This is a genomic window from Paraglaciecola aestuariivivens, from assembly GCF_052983255.1.
In genome coordinates, this window is sequence record NZ_JBRKBA010000007.1 from 22,386 (window position 1) to 46,265 (window position 23,880).

General features: G+C 40.6%; 23 protein-coding genes and 5 tRNA genes. 14 read left to right on the forward strand and 14 right to left on the reverse strand.

All coding sequences use genetic code 11. The features are described from left to right. Positions 1-90 precede the first annotated feature (90 nt). Complete coding sequence (gene bioA, locus ACVCDT_RS11675) at positions 91-1,368, forward strand: adenosylmethionine--8-amino-7-oxononanoate transaminase (protein WP_447132965.1); 1,278 nt, start codon at positions 91-93, stop codon at positions 1,366-1,368. An 8-nt stretch (positions 1,369-1,376) separates the two neighbouring features. On the opposite strand, the gene ACVCDT_RS11680 is transcribed toward bioA, so the two are convergent. The 5 genes from ACVCDT_RS11680 to hemA all read right to left on the reverse strand — a co-directional run bounded on the left by ACVCDT_RS11680 (position 1,377) and on the right by hemA (position 7,358). Then, the gene (locus ACVCDT_RS11680) at positions 1,377-2,195 is read right to left on the reverse strand and encodes a SirB1 family protein (protein ID WP_447132966.1); all 819 of its coding nucleotides are present in this window, start codon (positions 2,193-2,195) and stop codon (positions 1,377-1,379) included. Between the two features lie 162 nt (positions 2,196-2,357). Continuing rightward, positions 2,358-3,908, reverse strand: coding sequence for a DUF3369 domain-containing protein (locus ACVCDT_RS11685; protein WP_447132967.1), 1,551 nt, complete (start codon positions 3,906-3,908; stop codon positions 2,358-2,360). 170 nt (positions 3,909-4,078) lie between these two features. Further along, positions 4,079-4,930 (reverse strand): peptide chain release factor N(5)-glutamine methyltransferase, encoded by an 852-nt coding sequence (prmC, locus tag ACVCDT_RS11690; protein WP_447132968.1) that lies wholly within the window; start codon positions 4,928-4,930, stop codon positions 4,079-4,081. A gap of 24 nt (positions 4,931-4,954) precedes the next feature. Beyond that, positions 4,955-6,040, reverse strand: a complete 1,086-nt coding sequence (gene prfA, locus ACVCDT_RS11695; RefSeq protein WP_447132969.1) for a peptide chain release factor 1 — start codon at positions 6,038-6,040, stop codon at positions 4,955-4,957. A 55-nt stretch (positions 6,041-6,095) separates the two neighbouring features. Beyond that, the gene (gene hemA / locus ACVCDT_RS11700; RefSeq protein ID WP_447132970.1) at positions 6,096-7,358 is read right to left on the reverse strand and encodes a glutamyl-tRNA reductase; all 1,263 of its coding nucleotides are present in this window, start codon (positions 7,356-7,358) and stop codon (positions 6,096-6,098) included. 142 nt (positions 7,359-7,500) lie between these two features. On the opposite strand from hemA, the gene lolB reads away from it, so the two are divergent. The 12 genes from lolB to ACVCDT_RS11760 all read left to right on the forward strand — a co-directional run bounded on the left by lolB (position 7,501) and on the right by ACVCDT_RS11760 (position 15,423). Next, entirely contained in the window at positions 7,501-8,124 is a 624-nt protein-coding gene (lolB, locus tag ACVCDT_RS11705) for a lipoprotein insertase outer membrane protein LolB (protein WP_447132971.1), read from the forward strand. After that, positions 8,114-8,968, forward strand: a complete 855-nt coding sequence (gene ispE / locus ACVCDT_RS11710; RefSeq protein ID WP_447132972.1) for a 4-(cytidine 5'-diphospho)-2-C-methyl-D-erythritol kinase — start codon at positions 8,114-8,116, stop codon at positions 8,966-8,968. The genes lolB and ispE overlap by 11 nt, the downstream gene beginning before the upstream one ends. Before the next feature lie 13 nt (positions 8,969-8,981). After that, a tRNA-Gln gene (locus tag ACVCDT_RS11715) sits at positions 8,982-9,056 on the forward strand. Positions 9,057-9,239: 183 nt separating this feature from the next. Continuing rightward, positions 9,240-10,187, forward strand: a complete 948-nt coding sequence (locus ACVCDT_RS11720) for a ribose-phosphate pyrophosphokinase (RefSeq protein WP_447132973.1) — start codon at positions 9,240-9,242, stop codon at positions 10,185-10,187. A gap of 223 nt (positions 10,188-10,410) precedes the next feature. Continuing rightward, positions 10,411-11,049, forward strand: coding sequence for a 50S ribosomal protein L25/general stress protein Ctc (locus ACVCDT_RS11725; RefSeq protein ID WP_447132974.1), 639 nt, complete (start codon positions 10,411-10,413; stop codon positions 11,047-11,049). A gap of 5 nt (positions 11,050-11,054) precedes the next feature. Further along, on the forward strand, positions 11,055-11,639 hold the full coding sequence (gene pth, locus ACVCDT_RS11730) for an aminoacyl-tRNA hydrolase (RefSeq protein ID WP_447132975.1): 585 nt from the start codon (positions 11,055-11,057) through the stop codon (positions 11,637-11,639). Between the two features lie 67 nt (positions 11,640-11,706). Next, positions 11,707-12,798 (forward strand): redox-regulated ATPase YchF, encoded by a 1,092-nt coding sequence (gene ychF / locus ACVCDT_RS11735; protein WP_447132976.1) that lies wholly within the window; start codon positions 11,707-11,709, stop codon positions 12,796-12,798. Positions 12,799-13,461: 663 nt separating this feature from the next. Continuing rightward, positions 13,462-13,538, forward strand: a tRNA-Met gene (locus tag ACVCDT_RS11740). A gap of 26 nt (positions 13,539-13,564) precedes the next feature. Beyond that, positions 13,565-13,649: transfer RNA gene (locus ACVCDT_RS11745), tRNA-Leu, on the forward strand. 4 nt (positions 13,650-13,653) lie between these two features. Then, a tRNA-Gln gene (locus ACVCDT_RS11750) sits at positions 13,654-13,728 on the forward strand. Positions 13,729-13,817: 89 nt separating this feature from the next. Continuing rightward, positions 13,818-13,892: transfer RNA gene (locus ACVCDT_RS11755), tRNA-Gln, on the forward strand. 127 nt (positions 13,893-14,019) lie between these two features. Further along, positions 14,020-15,423: an alanine/glycine:cation symporter family protein gene (locus tag ACVCDT_RS11760; RefSeq protein WP_447132977.1), complete on the forward strand. Its 1,404-nt coding sequence runs from the start codon at positions 14,020-14,022 to the stop codon at positions 15,421-15,423. A 16-nt stretch (positions 15,424-15,439) separates the two neighbouring features. On the opposite strand, the gene ACVCDT_RS11765 is transcribed toward ACVCDT_RS11760, so the two are convergent. Genes ACVCDT_RS11765 through ACVCDT_RS11785 form a run of 5 tightly spaced genes read right to left on the reverse strand, consistent with a single transcriptional unit; the run spans position 15,440 to position 19,329 of the window. Continuing rightward, positions 15,440-15,838, reverse strand: coding sequence for a YkgJ family cysteine cluster protein (locus tag ACVCDT_RS11765; protein ID WP_447132978.1), 399 nt, complete (start codon positions 15,836-15,838; stop codon positions 15,440-15,442). Positions 15,839-15,862: 24 nt separating this feature from the next. Beyond that, positions 15,863-16,876 (reverse strand): ribosome biogenesis GTPase YlqF, encoded by a 1,014-nt coding sequence (gene ylqF / locus ACVCDT_RS11770; RefSeq protein ID WP_447132979.1) that lies wholly within the window; start codon positions 16,874-16,876, stop codon positions 15,863-15,865. A 54-nt stretch (positions 16,877-16,930) separates the two neighbouring features. Continuing rightward, positions 16,931-17,107: a hypothetical protein gene (locus ACVCDT_RS11775; RefSeq protein ID WP_447132980.1), complete on the reverse strand. Its 177-nt coding sequence runs from the start codon at positions 17,105-17,107 to the stop codon at positions 16,931-16,933. 49 nt (positions 17,108-17,156) lie between these two features. After that, positions 17,157-18,335 carry an FAD-dependent monooxygenase gene (locus ACVCDT_RS11780; RefSeq protein ID WP_447132981.1) on the reverse strand — a complete coding sequence of 393 codons (1,179 nt, stop codon included), beginning with the start codon at positions 18,333-18,335 and terminating at the stop codon, positions 17,157-17,159. 46 nt (positions 18,336-18,381) lie between these two features. Beyond that, on the reverse strand, positions 18,382-19,329 hold the full coding sequence (locus ACVCDT_RS11785; protein WP_447132982.1) for a DMT family transporter: 948 nt from the start codon (positions 19,327-19,329) through the stop codon (positions 18,382-18,384). Between the two features lie 134 nt (positions 19,330-19,463). Here ACVCDT_RS11785 and ACVCDT_RS11790 point away from each other — a divergent pair, with 134 nt between their 5' ends. Continuing rightward, complete coding sequence (locus ACVCDT_RS11790) at positions 19,464-20,456, forward strand: ATP-dependent 6-phosphofructokinase (RefSeq protein ID WP_447132983.1); 993 nt, start codon at positions 19,464-19,466, stop codon at positions 20,454-20,456. Between the two features lie 18 nt (positions 20,457-20,474). Here ACVCDT_RS11790 and ACVCDT_RS11795 read toward each other — a convergent pair whose 3' ends face one another. The 4 genes from ACVCDT_RS11795 to ACVCDT_RS11810 all read right to left on the reverse strand — a co-directional run bounded on the left by ACVCDT_RS11795 (position 20,475) and on the right by ACVCDT_RS11810 (position 23,749). Beyond that, on the reverse strand, positions 20,475-21,305 hold the full coding sequence (locus tag ACVCDT_RS11795) for a LytR/AlgR family response regulator transcription factor (protein ID WP_447132984.1): 831 nt from the start codon (positions 21,303-21,305) through the stop codon (positions 20,475-20,477). Beyond that, positions 21,295-22,392, reverse strand: coding sequence for a sensor histidine kinase (locus ACVCDT_RS11800; RefSeq protein ID WP_447132985.1), 1,098 nt, complete (start codon positions 22,390-22,392; stop codon positions 21,295-21,297). Before ACVCDT_RS11800 ends, ACVCDT_RS11795 begins: the two co-directional genes overlap by 11 nt. Before the next feature lie 117 nt (positions 22,393-22,509). Then, the gene (locus ACVCDT_RS11805) at positions 22,510-22,971 is read right to left on the reverse strand and encodes an Mpo1 family 2-hydroxy fatty acid dioxygenase (protein WP_447132986.1); all 462 of its coding nucleotides are present in this window, start codon (positions 22,969-22,971) and stop codon (positions 22,510-22,512) included. A gap of 91 nt (positions 22,972-23,062) precedes the next feature. After that, on the reverse strand, positions 23,063-23,749 hold the full coding sequence (locus ACVCDT_RS11810; RefSeq protein WP_447132987.1) for a PilZ domain-containing protein: 687 nt from the start codon (positions 23,747-23,749) through the stop codon (positions 23,063-23,065). Between the last annotated feature and the right edge of the window lie 131 nt (positions 23,750-23,880).

Genomic DNA, 23,880 nt, shown 5'->3' on the forward strand with positions numbered 1-23,880 from the left:
CTTTACTATTAAGTACAAGGCGCTTAGTCTATGCCGCGCGGCAACATTGTCAACTTAATTTCATTCACCACCTTTACAACTGGATTAAAATTGAACAACAGTAATTTACGCTTCGATCAGCAACATATTTGGCACCCTTATACCTCAGCAATTTCTCCTCTGCCTTGTTATGAAGTCACTAAAGCGCAAGGGGTATATATCCATTTAGCCACGGGCGAAAAATTAGTGGATGGAGTATCGTCTTGGTGGACAGCCATTCATGGATACAATCACCCAGAGCTAAATCAAGCAGTAAAAGATCAAGTGGATGACTTTGCTCATGTAATGTTTGGTGGACTCACCCATCAGCCCGCTATTGACTTATGTAGAAGCCTTATTGACTTAACCCCACAAGGATTAAATCGGGTATTTTTAGCCGATTCTGGCTCGGTATCAGTAGAAGTAGCCATGAAAATGGCTTTGCAATTTTGGGCATGCCAAGGCAACAGCCATAAACACCGCTTTATTACCCCGCGTAATGGCTATCATGGTGATACTTTTGCTGCCATGTCTGTATGTGATCCTGTAAATGGTATGCATGGCTTATTTACCGATGCCCTAGCCCAACAAATATTTGCTCCTGCCCCTCAGACTCGCTTTGATAAACAGTGGAATGAAGATGATATTAAGCCGCTAGAGCAATTAATTGAAAGCCATCATCATGAATTGGCCGCCTTGATCATTGAGCCAATAGTGCAAAATGCAGGGGGCATGCGAATTTATCACCCAGAATACTTAAAACGCTGTAGGCAACTATGTGATGATTACAACCTACTGCTCATTTGTGATGAAATCGCCACAGGATTTGGCCGCACAGGTAAACTCTTTGCTTGTGAACATGCTGACATTAGCCCAGATATAATGTGCCTTGGCAAAGCCCTAACAGGTGGTTACATGACTTTAGCCGCCACTTTGTGTACAGAAGATGTAGCCCAAGGTGTGTGTCAAGGTGAGCCTGGGGTATTTATGCATGGCCCCACTTTTATGGGCAATGCCTTGGCCTGCTCTGTGGCCAATGCAAGCTTAAACATCTTTCAACAAGGGCACTGGCAAAAGCAGGTTAATAATATAGAGCAACAACTTAAAGCCGAGCTTCAGCCCTGTTTAGGATTAAACCAAGTACAAGATGTGCGGGTGTTAGGTGCCATAGGTGTAGTGGAATGTAAAGCGCCGGTGAATGTTGCAGAATTACAAAAAATCTTTGTTAAACAGGGCGTTTGGATCAGACCCTTTGGTAAGTTGGTGTATATTATGCCGCCCTACATCATTCAGCCTGAGCAACTTAGTCAATTAACTCAGGCTATTTATCTAGCCTTAGAATCTAGCTAATAATCCCCCTAATGAAGGGTGGCGGGCGCTTGTTCAGACAGCTGTTGTAACTGGGCTTGCAGCAGCTGACTGGCGGGATCTTTAGGACATTGACGAATAAAATATTGATAATCGGCAATGGCCACTTGGGTGCAATCTAGCTGATGCAACAAAAACCCTCTGTCTCGTCTCTCGTACGGATCATTTGGGCATAAGTTAACTAACACTTCCACCGCTTTTAACGCATCTGCATAATTCTTTTCGTTAATAAAAGAGGCCTTTAGGTTATGTAATAACCTGACTATGGTTTCATCACAACTGGCCTTGTCTAATGCTTCCTCTGGCATCTTTTCCCCTTCCATTTCTTGTAAAATAGAAAAGTATAAGGCTTCAAGATCGCAACGGCTTAATTGTTTACCAGATAAGGGGTCTAAATAAATACTGTGCTGAGGAGTGATTACGCATTTTATTAAGAAGTGGCCAGGAAAGTTAACCCCATGTACGTCAAAGCCCAAGGCTCTGGCAATGAAAGAAAACACTATAGCTAAACTGACAGGAATGCCGGTGCGATAATCTAATACATAATCTAAGGAGCTATATTGACTGGTAAAATAATGTTTTTCTTCGCCGCTAAAGGCAAGTTCAACATAAAAAAATTGCACTAAGCGATTAAAACCTTGTGCACTTGGCTGACTTTCATCAATAAAAGATCGAGCTTGCTCTATCCAGGCATCTACCTTTCTAAGATGCTTGCTAGGATGGTAATGGTTACCTTGAAATACCTTTGCTAACTGCAAACTGGCCATCAAACAGTCCTGTTTATCGATCGCCTGCTTTAACGCTTCCACTGACTTTTCCCCACAAAAACTCAATACTGCTTTTTGTATCGGTTTATGTGGGTTTTTCTTTACCTTAAAACACCATTATTTACTAAATATTAGGTTTTAATTTTAACGACTCTAAAGCTCTTTAGAATTTACTTATTTCACGCCTAAAGACTTAAAGTATTTTTAGTCTTCACAGCCAAATTCATGCATAACTTGTTCTATTTCATCAATATTTTGTTTTAACAATTCAACTACTTCAGGATCAAATTGTTTGCCTTTTTCCGCTTCAATAATGCTCAGCACCTTATCTAGTGGCCAAGCTTCTTTGTAACTTCTTGATGTACGCATAGCGTCAAAGGCATCAGCTAAACTGGTGATACGACAATAAATGTGAATAGCCTCTCCGGCTTTCCCTCTTGGGTAACCTTTACCATTCCAATATTCGTGATGATCGCGCGCAATTAATGCTGCAGCTTTTACCAAAGGACGATTTGAGTTTTTCAAAAGGCTATAACCAAATTCAGCATGGTTTTGTACTATTTTGAGCTCTTCACTATCTAAGCTACTTTTTTTCAAAATAATGCTGTCTGATACTTTAATTTTACCAATATCATGTAATGGAACGGCTAAACATAAGGTTTTAAGTTCGTCTTTACTTAATCCAGCGGCCCTACCTAATATTTCGCAAATTTTAACCATACGCTTGGTATGATTTTGACTGCCAAAGTTTTCTTCAAGGGCATGGGCTAAACGTTCAATAATTTCTCTTTGGGTATCTTCAATATCTTTGGTCAACAGCACGTTATCAAAGGCAATTTGCACATTTTGCGAAAAGATTTCGATTAAACGTTTATCACCTTCAGTTAACTTTCTAGGTAAACCAGACATATATAACAAAGAGCCTTTTTGCGATTTACTATCGCAATATGCAACCAAGTGATCGTCTTCATACACTAAGCATTTATTTGCATAAGCTTTTTTACAGGATTCTAGTTCGTGCCCCTTAATCACTTCTTCTAATCTGTTACCTTCGGTATTTTCATATTCGCCTTTGCCAGTAAACACATAAAGTTCAGAAGAATTATATTGCTCAATGGGCTTAGGACCTGCTACCGCAGAAGTGAGATAGGCCGCATCTTTTGTGCCGCCAATTAAAGATGTAAGTTGCTGAACTATACCTTCGATAAAGTTTTCAAAAGATTGCATGCTGAATAAATCAGCAGATGCGGAGATAATTTTTTCTAAACCTTGGCGATTTTGTTCAATCACAATAATGTCGCGGTATGAGCGCAGTGCAGAGATCACTACGGTAAATAATTTTTGTGCGGTTAATTCGGTTTTAGATTTATAGTCGTTGATGTCGTAATTAATAATGACATCACGCTCTGGCGCTTGGCCTGGTTGGCCTGTTCTTAAAATAATCCGAGTAAAATGATTACTGGCTTCACCACGAATAAATTCAGCCACCTTGAGGCCAGCATCGTCAGTTTCCATCACTACATCTAGCAAAACCACCGCTATATCTTGATGCTCAAGAAACATTTGTTTTGCTTGCTCACCATCGTAGGCGCTAATAAATTCAAGATTTTTATCTTGGAATACAAAATCACCTAAGGCTAATTTTGTTACAGCATGAACTTCGGGCTCGTCATCAACTATTAGGACTTTCCATTTTCCACTATATTCAGAAAATTCATCCTCTTGATCTTCTGCAAACAAAATCTCGTCTGTCATACATTTCCCATTGAAAAAAATCAGTCATAGATGGAATTACTATGATGCTTCAATAACTAAGTTATAATGTATTGCTAAAAACAACAACTCTTGTTAGTGAATTTCTTTTTAATTTAATCATTTAAGTCTGTTTGACGACAATTTATTGCACTATCTAATATCGGATAAATTTAAACATTACCCATAGTTACGCGAGGCAAATGATTTAGATCGTTTTGGGTTCGAATATTAGCAAATCCATTTTGTTTAAAAATAGCCTGAACGGCCTCTGACTGCTGATAGCCGTGCTCTATTGCCAATATTCCTGAAGGAGCTAAAAAGGCTTTGCTATGTGACACAATTAAACGAATATCATCTAAGCCATCAATGCCTGAAGTAAGCGCAGACGCTGGTTCAAATCGCACATCACCTTTTTGTAAAAAAATGTTTTTATCTTCAATATAAGGAGGGTTAGATAGAATTAAATCAAACTTTTGATTAACTAAATTTTCAAACCAATTACTTTGTTTAATTTCTACTTGGTCTAGCTTTAGGCGCTTAGCGTTACGTTTTGCCAATACCACCGCTTCATCACTTTTATCTATGGCAGTAATTTTCCAACTTGCTTGCTCTGATGCTAGTGCAAGTGCAATGGCGCCGGTTCCTGTGCCAAGATCTAACACAGAACTTTGATCAGCTAAATTTAAATCAAGGGCTAGTTCAACTAACAATTCAGTTTCTGGGCGAGGAATAAGGGTTGAGGGGTTTACTTCTAAACGTAAAGACCAAAAGTCTCTGTAGCCAATAATGTGCGCCACTGGATGACCATCTATACGCTGTTGTACTGCCTGACTAAAATGCTGCCATTGTTTTTCTTCTAGCAATTGTTCTGGCCAAGTATGCAAAAACACTTGGTCTTTTTGCAAGATTGCAGCTAACAAGATTTTGCTATCTATGCCTGAAGAATCAGACTCGCCGTCATCACTCACTTGAGCTTGTGCAAGAGCAAGCTTTGCCCATTCAAGCGCTTGTTGAATGGACATACGGGAGTTTGCCATGACTACAAATTATTCGTCAGACAATGAGGCAAGCAAATCAGCCTGATGTTCTTGTCTAATTGGCTCTAACACCGCCCCTAAGTCTCCAGCAATCACATCATTTAAACTATATAAAGTTAAGTTAATGCGATGGTCGGTCACACGCCCTTGTGGAAAGTTATAAGTTCTAATGCGCTCTGAGCGATCGCCGCTGGCCACTAAGTTTCTACGGGTTGAGGTTTCTTCGGCTTGGCGTTTTTCTTCTTCTAATTGGGTCAGTCTTGATTGTAATATTGCCATAGCTTTGGCACGGTTTTTATGTTGTGAGCGTTCGTCTTGACACTCTACCACTATGCCCGTTGGGTTATGGGTAATACGAATAGCCGAATCGGTTTTGTTAACGTGTTGTCCACCGGCGCCAGACGCTCTGAAAGTATCAATTTTTAAATCTGCTTTATTAATTTCAATGGCTTCAGATTCTGGTACTTCTGGCATCACTACAACAGTAACCGCAGAAGTATGGATCCTGCCTTGAGATTCAGTTTCTGGTACCCTTTGTACTCTATGGCCACCAGACTCAAACTTCATTATGCCATAGGCGCCATCTCCGATTATGTTGGCAATGACTTCTTTAAAGCCACCGTGCTCGCCTTCATTTGCGGTAACAAGCTCAACTTTCCAGCCTTGCTTTTCGGCAAAACGGCTGTACATGCGGAATAAGTCGCCAGCAAAAATAGAGGCTTCGTCGCCCCCTGCCCCTGCGCGAATTTCCACAAAGCAGTTGCTGTCGTCGTTAGGATCTTTAGGTAGCAATAAAATTTGCAGTTCTTGCTCGTATTCTTCAATGCCTTGTTTGGCAGATTTATACTCTTCTTGCGCCATTTCGCGCATTTCAGGGTCGTCTTCTTGCATCATCTCTTGCGCAGATTCAAAGTCTTGCTGCGCTTGTTGATAACTACGAAAACATTTCACTACGTCTTCTAACTGCGAATATTCTTTGGTCAGTCCACGATACCTGTCTTGATCTGCAATCACTTCTGCTTCGCCCAACAATGCTTGCACTTCTTCAAAGCGTTCAATCAGGGATTCTAATTTTCGTTGTACCGAGTCTTTCATTGTATTCCTGTATGGTTACAACTTACGTTGTAATTCAAAAATAATAAATTAATAGTTAATTATCTGTGTTTTTTAAGGCTAATGCATCTTTAAGTAAGGCCATATGCGCTAAATCTTGCTCGCTTGCCGCTTTTTTTAATGCTTTAGTGGGGCCATGGATCAAACTTTTAGTTAGCTTATTGGCTAATTCTGTAATGACTTTTTCAGCTTGTTTACCATCGGCAATTTGGTTCAAGGCTTTTTGCACCAAAACATCGCGCTGTGTTTCACATTGATCGCGAAATTGCTTTAATAGGTCGATTGAACCTTGGCTTTGTTGCCAACTAAAAAACACTTGTACTTGTTGCTCTATCATACCATTAGCAATATCCGCTGCATCTTGTCTGCTAGCTAAGTTTTGTTCCACAATTTGTTGTAGATCATCCACTGTGTACAAATAAGCATCGTCTAATTCAGCCACTTCCCCTTCAACATCTCTAGGCACAGCCAAGTCCACTAAGAATATGGGTTTATGCTTTCTTTCTTTTAATGCACTTTGCACTAAGCCTTTACCAATAATAGGCAATTGGCTGGCCGTAGAGCTGATCACAATATCCGCTTCTGATAAATGTTGTGGTATTTGCGCCAAGGTTAATACCGAGGCTTGCAGTGGTTTGGCTATGCTTTCAGCTCGAGCAAGGGTGCGATTTGCCACTGTGAGCGATTTAACATTTTGCTCAAATAAATGTTTGGCCACTAACTCTATGGTTTCCCCTGCGCCAATTAATAACACCCGACTTTTTTCTAATGATGAAAATATATGTTTAGCCAATTGCACTGAAGCATAGGCCACAGAAATAGCGTTTGCGCCAATTTCGGTTTCGGTTCTCACTTTTTTAGCAATAGCAAAGGTTAATTGAAACAAACGCTCAAACTGGCTGTTTATCACCCCGGAATTTTTAGCATCGGTGAAGGCTTGTTTAACTTGACCTAATATTTGTGGCTCACCTAAAATTAACGAATCTAGTCCACAGGCTACGCGCATTAAATGCTGCGCGGCCTTTTGTTGGGTATAGCAATAACTATTATTCACCACTTGATCTATCTCAACCTGATGAAAATCGGCTAACCAAAATGCTAATTTTTGTTGCTGTTGCGGATCTAGTTCAGCGTAGATTTCTGTTCTATTGCAAGTAGACAAAATCACAGACTCACATGCCCCAGTATTATTTCGCAATGAAGCCAACGCTTGCACAATAGCATCTGGAGAAAAAGCAATTTTCTCGCGCAATTCTACCGGGGCTGTTTTATGATTTATGCCAAAAGCGATCAGGGTCATGGAATACTAAGATGAACTACTGTTATGGTTTGCCTAAAAAGATGGCGGCATTGTACGCAAAAGGTAAAACTATTGAAAGCGATGTCACATCTATGTTCCCATTGGCGCATTATATTTACTTCAATAGAGTGAAATTTACTCAGTGTTAGCCTATCAAGCTCATATTAAACCTATTTTATTGGTATCTTTGTTACTCGCTTTTTTAACGGGTTGCGCCACCGCCCCAGCGCCCTCTATTAACTTGCATGCGCAGCAGCATCAACAGGCATTAGCCAAACTTAAAAACTGGACAATTAAAGGTAAAATTGGATTTAAAGGGCCAAGCAAAAAACAAAGTGCAAACTTTCGCTGGCAACAGCAATCACAGCAGTATCAAATTAACTTAACTTCTATTATAGGCAGTGCCTTATTATCGCTAAACAATAAAAATGGGGTGGTTGAACTGATTACAGATGAACAAACCTATTTAGATAAAGATCCAGCCAACCTTATTTGGCGAGTCTCGGGCTGGCAAATACCAGTCGAACCATTACGCATTTGGATAAAAGGCCAATATCAGGCAAATGACCAAGTAAAAATGAGTCCGCAAGGTTGGCTAGCACAACTGACCCCGGTTTGTGAAAACTGTTCTGGCTGGCGCATAGAATACAATCAATATAAAAAAGTAGGAGAACTTTGGTTGCCGCATAAAGTAGTACTAAGCAATAGCCTAACGAATAGCCAACTGCTTATCCGCATTAACGATTGGAGTTTGGATGAAAACTAATCAGTTAGATTGGTGGCCAAGCCCTGCCAAATTAAACTTGTTTTTACACATCAACGGTCGCTACGAAAATGGTTACCATCAATTACAAAGTTTATTTCAAATCTTAGACTTTGGTGACCAATTAGCCTTTGAAGTCAATACCAGCGGTACAATTACCTTGGCCAACCCTATTCCTAATGTTCCAGACCAAGACAATCTCATAGTGCGGGCTGCCAAGCTATTAAAGCAACAAGTTTCAATGGCGCAACAAACTCATTTAGGTTGCCATATATATTTAAACAAACAACTGCCTATGGGTGGAGGTATAGGTGGAGGCTCATCAAATGCCGCCACCACTTTAGTGGCATTGAATCATTTGTGGCAACTTAACCTTTCTCAAACTAAATTAGCCGAACTGGGATTGAAATTAGGGGCCGATCTGCCCATTTTTATTCAAGGCCAAACGGCCTTTGCCGAAGGTGTAGGCGAACTAATTTACCCTATTAGACTAGCAACTAAATATTATCTGGTGTTATGCCCCGATGTGCATGTATCTACTGCCGAAATTTTTTCAGCAGAAGATTTACCCAGAAATACCGCAAAAATAAACTTTGCTAGCTATCAATTTGCGCAAACCCAAAATGATTGCCAAAAATTAGTTTGTCAACGCTATCCTGATGTTGCAAAAGCATTACACTGGTTGTTAGAATACGCGCCGTCGAGGATGACCGGCACAGGCGCATGTGTTTTTGCTGTTTTTGATAGACAAGAAGACGCGCAGAGTGTTCAAACATTATTGCCAACAGGCATGAAAAGTTTTGTTGCAAAAGGGGTGAACAACTCTCCTTTGCAAGCTAAGGTTTAATAACCAGTTTAATTGGGGTATAGCCAAGTGGTAAGGCAGCGGGTTTTGATCCCGCCATTCGTTGGTTCGAGTCCAGCTACCCCAGCCATTTTTGAAAACAATAAACGCTGAGTTATATGGTTTTGATCCGCGTCTATGTCGTTGGTTCGAGTCCAGCTACCCCAGCCATTTTATTAAAGTATGGTTGTGATAACAGGGCCTGAACCACGGCTATGTCGTAGGTTCATTTCCAGCTAATCTCGCCAAATGATTACGCACCGAGGATATAACCGTGCCGGATATGAAGATTTTCTCTGGAAATGCAGTACCTGAATTGGCCCAAAAAGTTGCTGATAGGCTTTACACTAAGTTGGGACATGCAAGTGTGGGACGTTTTAGCGATGGAGAAATCAGCGTTGAAATCCACGAAAACGTGCGTGGTTCAGATGTATTTATTATTCAATCGACTTGTGCCCCCACTAACGACAACTTGATGGAATTGATTGTGATGATCGATGCCTTTCGTCGTGCTTCAGCAGGTCGAATTACTGCTGTTATCCCCTACTTTGGCTATGCTCGTCAAGACAGACGTGTGCGTTCAGCCCGTGTACCTATTACGGCAAAAGTCGTGGCTGACTTTTTGTCAAATGTTGGCGTTGACCGAGTATTAACTATCGATCTTCACGCTGAACAAATTCAAGGCTTTTTTGATGTACCGGTAGACAATGCCTTTGGTACCCCAATTTTACTAGACGATATGCGTCAACGTGATTTCCATAATCCAGTGGTTGTTTCGCCAGATATTGGTGGTGTGGTTCGAGCTCGTGCCTTAGCCAAGTTAATGAACGATACTGACTTAGCCATAATAGATAAGCGTCGTCCTAAGGCTAATGTTGCCCAAGTGATGCATATTATTGGTGATGTACAAGACCGCGACTGCATTATTGTAGATGACATGATTGACACAGGCGGAACCTTAGCAAAAGCTGCAGAAGCCCTAAAAGCACATGGTGCTCGTAATGTTTATGCCTATGCCACTCACGCAATCTTTTCTGGCAATGCCGCACAAAATTTAAAAGATTCGGTTATAGATGAAATCATAGTAACGGATAGCATTCCTTTAGGTGATGACATTAAAGCTATCCCTAAAGTTAAACAATTGACTTTATCTAACATGCTAGCCGAAGCTATTCGAAGAGTAAGTAATGAAGAGTCAATCTCGGCTATGTTCGAATATTAACTCATGCTTTAACGAAATTTAGAAAAGCGGCTTCTTAAGCCGCTTTTTTATTGGCAAATAAAGCCGAGTTGGCATTGTTTAGCAAAGCAACAGATGTTAACATTCGCCGCCCTTTTTTAGGGGTGTGGGTAATTTACCTTAAATTGACGGTAAATTGCCTCACTAAACGTAGATTTTGGTCGCAAAAATCTACACTCATTTATATATATTTGGAGTTATCTCAATGTCTGAAGGAATTTTTACACTAGACGCAGAAATCCGTACTGATTTAGGGAAAGGTGCGAGCCGCCGCCTACGTCATCAAGGTAAAGTACCTGCTGTCTTATACGGAGCGGATAAAGAAGCCGTTTCTTTGACCCTTTCTCATAACAAAGTTTTCCAAGCGCAAGCGTTTGAAGCGTTTTACTCTCACGTATTAACGTTAAACATTGGTAAAGAAAAAGTAGAAGTATTAGTAAAAGACATGCAACGTCATGCTTTTAAACCTCAAGTTATGCACTTAGATTTCTTGCGCGTTGATGCGAAGAAAGCGGTACACACTAATGTACCATTGCACTTCATTAACGAAGACAAAGCTGATTCAATCAAAGTTCAAGGCGGTCACGCTGAGCACCACATGGCTGACGTAGAAATTAGCTGTTTGCCAGCTGATTTACCTGAGTTCATCGAAGTTGACCTAACTAACGTTGAATTAGGTCAAACTGTTCACTTAACTGATTTAGTATTGCCTAAAGGCGTTACTTTATTAGAACTGAACAAAGGTGAGTCTCACGACTTGGCTGTAGTAACAGTTAAAGTTGCCAAAGGACCTAAAGTTGAAGACGAAGGTGATTCAGCTGAAGAAGAAGCGCCTGCGGAATAAGTTGCTTGACTGATATTCAGTTAATTGTGGGCCTGGGTAATCCAGGCCCCGAATATCAGCATACTCGCCACAATGCTGGGGCGTGGTTTGTTGAATCCCTTGCAAAAGCCTACAATTGTCCACTCAAATTAGAAAATAAATTTTTTGGTTATACTGGTCGTATTAGCATTGCGGGTCAGGATATTCGCCTACTCATTCCTACTACCTATATGAATAAAAGCGGCCAAGCGGTAGCAGCTATGGCTAAGTTTTATCGCGTGCCATTGGCAGGATTATTAGTAGCATTTGACGAATTAGATTTACCTCCAGGGGTAGCTAAGTTTAAAACAGGTGGTAGTTCAAGCCAAAATGGCATTCGCGATATCGTCAGTAAAATGGCCAATCAAAAGGACTTTTTACGTTTACGCATAGGAATAGGTCATCCAGGTGACAAAAATCGCGTTACCGGACATGTATTAGGCAAAGCGCCACAAAAAGAACAACAACAAATAGAAGATGCAATTAGTGAAGCGCTAAGTTGCACCGAAATATTGATCAGGCAAGATCTAAAAACCGCCATGAACAGATTACATTCGTTTAAAAGCGAATAATTAATACAGCACATTGATTAAAGGGCCAAGCCCTATTAATCCAACACTTTTTTACGAGGATATCAAAATGGGTTTTAAATGCGGCATAGTAGGTTTACCCAACGTTGGCAAATCGACACTTTTTAACGCCTTAACCAAAGCCGGCATCGAAGCAGCCAACTTTCCATTTTGTACAATCGAGCCAAACACAGGCGTGGTGCCAGTACCAGATTTAAGACTCGATAAACTAGCTGCTATAGTTCAGCCTAAACGCGTGATCCCTACCACTATGGAATTTGTTGATATAGCAGGTTTAGTAGAAGGCGCCTCTAAAGGTGAAGGCTTAGGCAATAAGTTTTTAGCCAATATTCGCGAAACAGATGCCATTGGCCATGTAGTACGTTGTTTTGACAATGAAAACATTGTTCACGTAGCGGGTAAAGTTAGCCCTGCTGACGACATAGATATTATTAATACTGAGCTGGCCTTAGCCGACTTAGACACCACAGAAAAAGCTCTACACCGCGTAGCAAAACGCGCTAAAGGCGGCGACGCCGATGCTAAAGCAGAATTAAAAGTATTAGAAAAAATTAAGCCGCATTTAGATGAAGGCCATTTGTTACGTTCATTACCTTTAGAAAAAGAAGAGTTAAAACTCATAAGCTACATGAACTATTTAACGCTTAAGCCAACTATGTACATAGCTAACGTTAATGATGACGGCTTTGAAAACAACCCTTATCTAGATAAAGTACGTGAGATAGCTGCCGCAGAAGGTGCGGTAGTGGTTGCTGTGTGTGCCGAAATAGAAGCAGAGATTGGTGAATTAGACGAAGAAGAAAAAGCCGAGTTTATGGCCGATATGGGCTTAGAAGAGCCTGGCTTAAACCGCGTGATCCGCAGTGGTTACGAATTGCTAACTTTGCAAACCTACTTCACTGCTGGTGTGCAAGAAGTACGCGCATGGACCTTCCCTGAGGGTTCTACCGCGCCACAAACCGCCGGTATCATTCACACCGACTTTGAAAAAGGCTTTATTCGCGCTGAAATCATCAGCTACGACCATTACATAGAGTTCAATGGTGAACAAGGTGCAAAAGACGCCGGTAAGTGGCGTCTAGAAGGCAAAGACTACAAAGTAAAAGACGGTGATGTTATTCACTTTAGGTTTAACGTGTAAACCCAAATACTGTGATTAAAAAGCCCACTTAATGTGGGCTTTTTTTGTACCTAAATAAATGGATAAAGTGAATAAGTAGTAAAAATGGGATGCCAATTACAATATTTGATTGTTTGGTTTTAGCAGATAGCGGTTGTTTGCTTATTGTTCTAAAAGCATTCGCTTACGCTCACTGGCGTCCTGCCAGTTTATGTCTCGAAGGGATTCGAGACATAAACAATCATGGATGATTGCGCGAAGCGTGCTTTAGAAAGCTACTGCTTTGACATTATTTATCGTCATTTCACCGGTGTTGAAGGGGGTTCCGCCTTCGCGGGAAAGACGGAGGTTCAACGTTAATTGGGCAATGTCTGCTTTCTCGGTAAAGCTAGAGAAAATTGCACCATTATCCATTGAGTATTAAAGATATTGCCAACACTCAAATGGAAAGCCTCTCAAAACAATCTTTTTAATATTTTGATAAGTAACTTTATTAAAGTATTAATTTTCTAAAATTAGCTTAATTTACTGCACAAAAACACCTCGATTTAGCTATATCTGGTTAAAAATCGAGCCTACTTGCTTAGTATCTAAGCAAACGAACATTTAATTGCAATAAAACGGTTGACGACAAAAAGCTAGATCAGCATAATACGCGCCACTTCGAAGACGGAGTAATGAAGTGGCTACATAGCTCAGCTGGTTAGAGCACATCACTCATAATGATGGGGTCGCAGGTTCGAGTCCCGCTGTAGCCACCACTTTTTATTCGTCTAGTTTGAAGTAAGCGGGAGTGGTGGAATTGGTAGACACGCTGGATTTAGGTTCCAGTGCTTCACGGCGTGAGAGTTCGAGTCTCTCCTTCCGCACCATTGTTGGGGTATAGCCAAGTGGTAAGGCAGCGGGTTTTGATCCCGCCATTCGTTGGTTCGAGTCCAGCTACCCCAGCCATTTTCTTTTATATGGTAACAATGGTGATAAAATTAGAATCAAATTCTAATTTCGTTGTTTAAAGGTGATTTAAGATTACCTAATTCTCTTGGGGTATAGCCAAGTGGTAAGGCAGCGGGTTTTGATCCCGCCATTCGTTGGTTCGAGTCCAGCTACCCCAGCCAAATACTTAAAAAAACGCTAAGCTTTGCTTAGCGTTTTTTGTTTCTAAGCTAAGTCATTTCACTCTAGACAACTCCTCCTATAAACGGCAATATTCTAATATAATTTCAATAACTTGCGGGCAGCACTTTGATTAATGAAATAGTCTCTTTTATCAATAACATTCTTTGGGGTGAAGGTCAGATCCTAATCTATATGTTATTGGCAGCAGGGGTGTGGTTTTCTTTTCGTTTAGGTTTTATTCAAATTCGCCATTTTGGCCAAATGTTTTCAGTAATGAAAAACAGCACCAAAAGTGACGCTGCGGGTATTAGTTCTTTTCAAGCCTTATGTACCAGTTTATCCGCCCGAGTCGGTACTGGTAACTTAGCAGGTGTAGCGGTTGCTATTTCGTTAGGTGGCTCTGGGGCAATCTTTTGGATGTGGGTGATTGCCATTTTAGGCATGGCTACTGGCTTTGCTGAGAGTGTTTTAGGTCAATTATACAAGGTTAAAGACACCAACGGTGAGTACCGTGGTGGGCCAGCTTACTATATTCAGCAAGGACTTAATAAACGCTGGTTAGCGGTAATATTTTCGTTATTTTTATTCTTGGGATATGGTTTTATTTTTAGTGCGGTACAAGCCAACACCATCACAGATGCGTTAAATCACGCCTACGACATCCCTACTCTGTATTCAGGTTTAGTCATCATATTATTGGCGGCCTTAATTGTAGTGGGTGGCTTACGTGCCATTGCTAAGTTTGCTGAGTGGGTGGTGCCTTTTATGGCGGTCACTTATATTTTGGTCACACTGGCTATCACCTTATTAAATATTGAGCTAGTACCAGCCATGTTGTGGGATATTATTGCTTCAGCTTTCGGTTTACAAGAAGCTGGTGCAGGCGCCATTGGCGCAGCCTTTAAACACGGTGTGCAACGTGGGCTTTATTCTAACGAAGCAGGCTCTGGTAGTGTGCCTCACGCTGCAGCAAGTGCGACTCCGAATCCTAATCATCCCGTGTCTCAGGGCTACGTGCAAATGCTTGGGGTGTTTATCGACACTATGATTTTATGTACTTGTACTGCCGTTGTTATCTTACTGGCTGGCGGCTCTTCTAACGAAGGCATGGAAGGGATTCGCCTAACCCAAGATGCCATGAGCTCACACCTTGGTGGCGTGGGTGGTTATTTTGTTGCCGCTGCCATAAGTTTGTTTGCCTTTACTTCAGTTGTGGCCAACTATGCTTACGGTGAAAGTAACTTACATATGTTTAAGCTAGACAATAAATTAGGCCGCGCCTGTTACACAGTAGGTTACTTAATTATGATCTTGTGGGGCTCTATGGCCGCTTTGCCTGAGGTATGGGCGGCAGCCGATATGGCATTAGGCCTAATGACTGTAATTAACATTACCGCCATAGTGTGGATGACCCCTACTATTGTTTCTATCAGTAAAGATTATTTTGCTAAGCGTGAAAGCGGCAAAGAAATTGAATACAAGGCAGGAGACTGTGAGATCCAGGGTAAATCTGAAGACGGAATTTGGTAGAGGTTAATTAAACGCCCTAGTCATAGCTAGGGCGACTGTCGGCTAATAATTTATCTAAGTTTTGCTGGGCTTTTATTGGATCAGTCAAATCTTGTGGTTCAAGCATTTCACATTCATCCTTAATCATTTGCTGCACTGTCACCGGATAAAACCGGCAATCTTCAGGGCGATCATAATAAATATCACAAGTGTAGTAACTTTTACCTTTGGCTTGTTTACTGGGCACAGCGCGCAAAAATGGACACAAAGTTAAACGTTGGCCGTTAGTGGGCGAAAACCAAATTAGCCCAGCTTTTACATACTGGGCAATCTCTGGGTTAAGCAACTGCCACATTTCAAGATCTTGTTCAGATGCCGACAAATCGCCGTCACTGTATTTAATGCAACATTTGCCACAAGAATTACATTCTTGCATGAGAAAAACGTCTTAGGTTGTTAATTATCTGCGCCTTTTCGTTTGTTTTTTCATACGTGCCGATTGCTCTGCCCTTTCTTGTTCACGTTTTTCTTTTCGATCTTTTTTATTAGGTGTTAACGAGCCGGTCTTAAAGCTTTCTTTACGTTTTACTTTATCCGCAGCTTTTTTGGCGGCAACGGCTTCCATCTCTTTTACTTCTTGAATGATCATTGCCGGTGTTTCTAAACTAATACGCCCAATTTGCCCAGAGCGAAGTTCATTAATTAACACCTCACAAATTTTATGTAAGTTTACTCGGCCTCCGGCTCTAAGCGCTCCTCTAGATGCAGCAGCCAACTCTAAAAATTCAATTTCAGTGTGTGGGATCTCAGATAATTTATATCGTTCTTTGAGTAAATCTGGGTAGGCGTTAATTAAATAGTCAGCCGCATAAAAACCTACATCATCATATTCCATGGCAGTGTCTTTAATTGCCCCAGTTGCAGCGAGTCGATAGCCACTATTAGGGTTCTCAAGTTTTGGCCACAATATGCCTGGGGTATCAAATAAGGTAATACCATTACCTAAATTTATGCGCTGCTGGTTTTTAGTCACTGCGGCTTCATTGCCCGTTTTGGCAATAATTCGGTCGGCTAAAATATTAATTAATGTGGATTTCCCTACATTAGGAATACCCACAATCATGGTATTGATGGCTTTTACGCTGGCATCTTTTTCGGGCAACATTTTGCGGCACAGCTCAATAATTTGTTTCATTTTGGCTGGCTGTTCAGTCGTAGCGGCAAAGGTTTTAACAGAACGCTCTTGTTCTAAATACTCCTGCCAAGCAGCAGTCACTTCAGGATCGGCCAAATCAGTTTTACTTAGCACTTTAATACAAGGTTTATCGCCGCGTAATTGTGCAATCATGGGGTTTTCGCTTGAATAGGGAATACGAGCATCTAGCACTTCGATTAACACGTCTACTTGCGGTAAAACTTCTTTTATTTCTTTTTGGGCTTTATGCATGTGCCCTGGGTACCAATGAACCGCCATTTATTTGCCTATTTGTTTATATATAGTGAATGCTGCAGCCGTAAAAACTATCCATTAATTGCTGTAATGCATTATTAGTTGGATCACCACCATCACAACTAATAAAGGTAAGATCCACCTACCCCATTTTGACATTTGTTGTTCTGACATTTGGAAATTTGAACGCTCAATTAACGGCACTATGACCACTAGTGCCAAAACTAATACCGCTATTATAATCAAAACTGTCAAAGTATTTACCTATTGTTAGTGTTTATACTCATGCCCAACCATTTTAGCCTTATAAACCAATGGCATAACGCATGGCTTTGGCTTTTAATGGACCAGCATTATTGGCTAATTTAAGCGCGGCATTGCGCATAAATTTAAAGGGAAAGTGATTGTTACTAAACCCAGCATATAGAATATCCATTGCAGACATCATTAACAGATTGTCTGCTCGCCTTTGTTTTTGATAACGCTTTAGCCACTTTTGGTTGATATCTGGGCTTAATAGATCGGCGAAATTAGCCTGTTTTTTAGCCTCAGCTAAAACCTCCAACAACACAGTGACATCTTTAAAGCCTAAATTGACTCCCTGCCCTGCTAAAGGATTAATAGTATGAGCCGCATCGCCAATTAATAGAGTATTAGCTTTATAATACTGGTTAGCATGCATACGAGTGAGTGGAAAACTAGCGCTGCTTAGTACTTCAAAATCCATCAACTCAGGTGGAAAATGAGCTTGTATTTGCTGTTTTAATTTAGTTTTAGACAATTGTTGCAGCTGCCGAATATCCTGTGGATGATGATACCAAACTAACGAAGCATAACCGTCAAACAAAGGTAAAAACGCCAATGGGCCATTCGCAGTAAACTGTTGCCAAGTAATATCTTGTTGAGCCGCACAGGTCTTAATTAATATCCCCAATGCCTGTTGTGAATACTGCCAGCCCTGAACGCCTATACCGGCTTGCTGGCGCACAAAAGATTGGCCACCATCGGCAGCAATTAGCATTTTTGCAGCTATCTGACTGCCATCGGTTAAGCTGACTTTATTTACTTCCCCCAGTTGCAGGCTATCAATACTCAGATCGCCTATTAAAGTCACATTATCTGCAGTTTGAATAGTTTGATGTAAACCTAATTGAATAACTCGGTTTTCAATGATGTGGCCAAGGTGTGATTGGTTAATAGTTTTACTGCAAAAATCGGTTCGGCAACTTGGATTATCCCACACCGACAACCTAGTGTATGGGCAGACGCGCATTGCCTGAATTGACTGCCAAGCACCAAGTTTATGGAGTAATTGTTCGGTATTCAGATTAATTGCCGAAACACGAATATCTGGCGCTTGTTCAACTTCAAAGGGTTTGGGCAATTTTGCTTCAAGCAGCGCTACCTTAAAGCCTAAGTGACTTAGGCCCAAGGCTGTCGCAGAGCCAATCATGCCACCGCCAACTACACAGAAATCATACATTAAGCCGAGTTACCTTTTGTTGCCTTTAAATCAGTATCAATCGTCATTATTTTATAATAACTTGAGCGGTTTTGGCGCGCCCAAGTGCGGTAAAGGCTGAGCCTAGCACCACTATCAAAGCCCCTAAATAGGCCCATGTATCTAATACGCTGGCAGTAAAATGTTCGGGTAATACTCGCACAGCCACCATCATACTTAAAAATGTAAACACTGGTGCTAAGGCTAATACAGCGCTTACTTTGGCAGCTTGCCATACATGCAGAGCCTCAGTAAAGGCGCCATAGGCCACAATAGTATTTAAACAACAAAAGCCTAACGCAAATAAGTGAATGCCTTGCATCGCCCATAACTGAGATAAGCTTGAAAAAGGCAATAGCGCACAAAATCCAATAATATAAATCAACAAAGTCAGCTGTTTGGCAGTTAACACCCTTAATAAAGGTTTTTGCATTAGGGCATAAGCGGCCCAAGTGGTCGCAGCAAATAAAATGACCAATACCCCTGTAGTAAATTGGCTCATAGATAAAAGTAATAGGGCCAGTCTGTCATTAAAAAATAACCCTAAACCAATAAATAAGGCTAATACTCCTAACACTTCGATACGCCCTAAGCGTTCGTTAAAAAATATCACGCCTCCCAGCATCAACATAAAAGGCGCAGTTTGCATCACCACCTGCGCAGTTTCTGGGTTTAAATAAACTAAACCTTGTACGTTTGCCACATAATTACAGACCAACAGAATACTGGCCACTAACAAACACAGAACTTTATTTTTTCCTAAGATCTTAACTTGCGGTAATGCCTTACGTTGATATAACCAGATAAACACAAACAACCCAGCCACCCAAAAGCGATAAAGGGTAATGGTCATGGCATCCATGACTTCTAAACACAGAGATAAAAATACCGGTAATACTCCCCATAAAACTGCTGTTAGCAATGACAGCGAAAATCCATACCAGTGCGCGCCGTTATCACCTGTGAAAATTTTCATAATCCTCCTTAATGTTTTAGAAGTATCCCATAGACATAATCAATTATTTAACTGGCAGCTCTTGTTAGTCACCATTTTGTTTTCTAATCTAAACCCAATTAGCTAATTCAACACAACACTATCTAAGGTAAAAGATGAAAAAAATTGCCGTGTTAACCTCGGGTGGCGATGCACCTGGCATGAATGCTTGTATTCGTTCAATAGTATTAACCGCCGAGCATTATGCACTGCAAGTGATAGGTTACAAGCACGGCTATAATGGACTATTAAATCAAGATTACAAACTGCTATCTGCAGCTAATGTTGTGAATTTAACTCAACAAGGGGGCACCTGTTTAAAAAGTGGTCGCTGCCAAGAATTTAAAACCGAACAAGCGGGTCGAGCGGCGGCCAATAATTTGCACGAATTAGAGATTGACGCCCTATTTATAATAGGTGGGAATGGTTCTTTTAAAGGCGCGCACCATTTAGCCAAGTACTATAATGGCCAAGTCATTGGTTTGCCTGGCACCATAGATAACGACATTAACGGCACAGATGCCACTATAGGTTATTACACAGCCATTGAAACGGCCTTAGACTCTATCGACAAAGTACGAGATACCGCGGATGCCTTTGAACGCATATTTTTAATTGAAGTTATGGGTAGACACGCGGGCTTTTTAGCTTTAGATGCAGCAGTGGCGTCAGCCGCAGATAGAGTATTAGTGCCTGAGCTATTTAGCGATCAAGAAAGTGAAATTGACGCTATGATTGACCACCTAAAGTCAGTGTATAGCCAAAGAGGCTTGTCCAGTTACATAGTGGTTGTGAGTGAAAACTTATTTCCAGCTGGCGTGGTAGGTTTAGCTAAAGATATAACTGAGAAAACGCAAATTGAATGTCGCCCAGTAATTTTAGGCCATGTTCAACGAGGCGGCTCACCTGTTAGCCAAGACCGCATTTTAGCAACTAAATTAGGGGCTTATGCTTTAGAGCAAGCCTTAGCTGGGCAAAGCAACATTATGGTGGGCATACTTAACAATCAATTGGTTAGTCACAATATTGAAATAAGCTGGCAACAACAAAAAGCCTTAGATCCTTACCTGATTAAAATACAGCAAAGGCTATTTAACGCCGCAAAATAATCTCATATGGCTCAAGTATTAGAGTTTAATCATCTCTTTCACTCTGTCTCTATGACTACGGCTTACCTTAAGTTCGGTGCCGTTATTTAAAATCAGATGATATTCGCCACTAATATGGCTTACCAATTTTTGCACAAACTTAATATTCACTATGGCTGAGCGATGCACTCTGACAAATACTTTTGGATCTAGCTCTTGTTCGAGTTCTTTCATGGTACGACGCATAATATGGGTCATATCTAAGGTATGCACACACATATAATCCCCAGCAGCATCAACCCATTGAATATCACTCACTGCCACTCGAGTGACTTCAGAGCCATCTTTTATGGCTAAAATTTCGGGGTAAAGGTTAGTATCAATATTTTCGCCGTTTGCCAATTTACGCAAAATATCTTCGCAGTCATCACCGGTAAAATCTGCAACTAATCGAGCTAATTTTTGCTGGTTGGAGTCTTGCTGTTGTTGTTCTAGGGTTAAGTTGACTTTTTTAATGGCGTCGGCCAAACGGCTAGCATCAACAGGCTTAAGTACATAATCTAAAGCATGCACATCAAAGGCTTTAATAGCGTATGAGTCAAAGGCTGTAACAAAGATAATCAAGGGCATGGGCTGATTCAATTCTTGTAACTTATTGATCACCTGAAAACCATTTAAGCCTGGCATTTGAATATCTAAAAACACTAAATCGGGGCAAAACTCTGGAATTGCCGTCACTGCGTCTAAGCCATTTTTACACTCAGCCACTAGCTCAATCTCTGAAAACTCGGCTAAACGTAAAGCTAAGCCTTTTCGGGCAAGTGGCTCGTCGTCAACTATTATGGTTTTTATGATTTTGTTATGCGCCATTTACTTCGCCCTTTTCTTTTACTTCATAGGGAATGCGTATATTTACTTTAATCCCTGTTGGATAATTATGCGAAATTACAAAAGAATAGTTATTGGTATACAAAGCTTGTAGCCTTTCTTGAATATTGTGCAACCCTACCCCGCCTCCCTTGCTGGCGGGCAATTGACCGTTTTTAATTTCCGCACCTGGGCCGTTGTCACTCACATTTAGCATTAGATCGCGGCCAAAGGTTTTAGCCGTAATACTAATGCAACCACCTGCTTCTAGTTTTGAAATGGCATACTTAATGGAGTTTTCAATCAAAGGCTGCAATATCAAACTAGGCACTAAAGCTTGTTTGGTTTTTTCTTCAATATCCCAAGTGACAGTTAACCTATCTTCAAAACGTACTTTTTCGATTTCTAAATACAATTCTAACGCTTGAATTTCTTGAATAAGCGGCACTCTGTGGATTGGATCTTTGTCTAAGGAATAGCGTAAAAAGTCGCTAAGACGGCTGACCATGGCATCAGCGGTTTTATTGTCTTTCATTAAAATTAGGGTTGAAATAGCGTTTAAGGTATTAAACAAAAAATGGGGGTTGAGTTGATACCTCAACATTTTAATATGGGCTTGATGCGCCATAGATGAGGCTTTTAATACATTGGCTTTTTCTCTTAGCAGCATTTGGTAGTTTTTAATACCAAAGTAACCCCCTGTCCAACAACCAATCATAATCAATGAATTAATGGTGTCGTTAAAATACCAATACCAATCTTCGGGTCGATAGCCCTTTTTATATATTTCCCAGTTATTGACATTTTTCACCATAGCCCAAAGCAATGCTGTGATATATAAACTCACACACACTAATATCAGCATTTTCAGTGGCGATAAGGTTAAGGCTTTGCGATAAATATATCTAAGTGGAATGGTAAGCAGCCAACCAGCGTAAGCATTTAGAATAATGACAAACAGCCAAATACTGCGCATTTCATGTAAAAATGACCCTATATAATAGACTATGGCAAATCCACACCATCCAGCTGTATGTAAGGTCCAAAATAATCGTTCCCGACTATCTACTAACTTTTCCCAATTTGGCACGTGATTTCCTGAAAGATGACTGCGAGCTTAGTATACAAAAAAACGACCAAGCTAGAATTAGCTTGGTCGTAGATTAACTGTCACTTATCGCAAGAAGCGCTTATTGAAGTGTATTATTTAATAATTAATATTCATTCTTTTTAGCCAGTGCACCCACCACCAAGCGGGTCCGACTAACAAAAATTGCAGATCTTTAAAAAAGCTCGGTTTTTTACCCTCAATATGATGACCAACAAACTGCAGCACCCACATCACTACAAACAAGGCTAAACTAAATTTCCAAACCGATATATCTAACCAAACCAACAGCTTAATCCCCACAAAGGCTGTAATACTAAGCAAGGTCATTGCCGCCCCAATAGGACCAGACAGTCTAAAATAATAAACTAAAATGGGGATCACAAAAACATGCGCCCAAGTTAAATCAAAGTAAGCTAACACTTTGGGGGTGGGTAAAGACCACAATAAACCTAAAGTAACAAAATATATGGCTGGAACTGCAATTGCATGGATTAAAACGTTGGTTTTATTCTGATGACTTTCGTCATATTCTCGTAACAAAAACTCAATTTGTCGCATAAATATCTCACAATCTTATTATTAACTTTACGTTAACAATTCACATGAGTTTGAGCAATAAAAACTCATACTTATAAGTAAAAATGTGAGGCTATTTAGTGGTTAACATTAAATCATTTAATAACTGATTCACTTCAGCTTCTGGGGTGTCAAATTTTATCCCATAATACAAACTTATTTCATCAGATTTATTGTTCATTATGGTGCCTGTCAGAAAGATTTCTTTGTCTTTAGATGCGGCAAAGAACATTTTCACCATTTGTCTTAATTTAGGCCGCCCTCCTTCTTCACTTTTACTAATGCAAATTCGACAACCATGCACAGATATATCTTGCACTATAGGTGCACAAATTTTTTCATCATTTGAGGCGTCAAACATAGTAGTGGCAATACGGGTCTGAGCTCGTGGTTCAACCCGTAAATCGTGACTTTGAATCGCCAGAGGGAAACTTGAAAAAATCAGATGACTTGGCTTAGTGGCCACCAATACAACATTCACTTTAAACGCAATAATTTCGCCAGTTTCATCTTCGTTTATGTAACGGATAACCATAGATTTTTCTTTGAATATTCCGTCGCCAACTGGCCCCCACTTTCTTTCATCTGGGTAGCGGAATATCATGCAACGTGTACCATCCATGCCAACAAACTCTGTTCTAACGCGTTTGGTACAATCTGCCATAGTAAGCTGGAGATCTACTGGTCGGCCAGGACGCATAGCGCGAATTTTTCTTAGGTCTTCATTAGTAAGTCCAATCTTTTCCTGCAAAATTGCCATGTTATTATTATATCCTTGAGTACTAGTGCGCATGTCAAAAGTAAAACTGCTCTTGTCTTTTGCTCATTAAAGTAGATAAAAACAACGACCTACAAAAATAATCTATCTTAATAGCGCGCGCATATCCAACA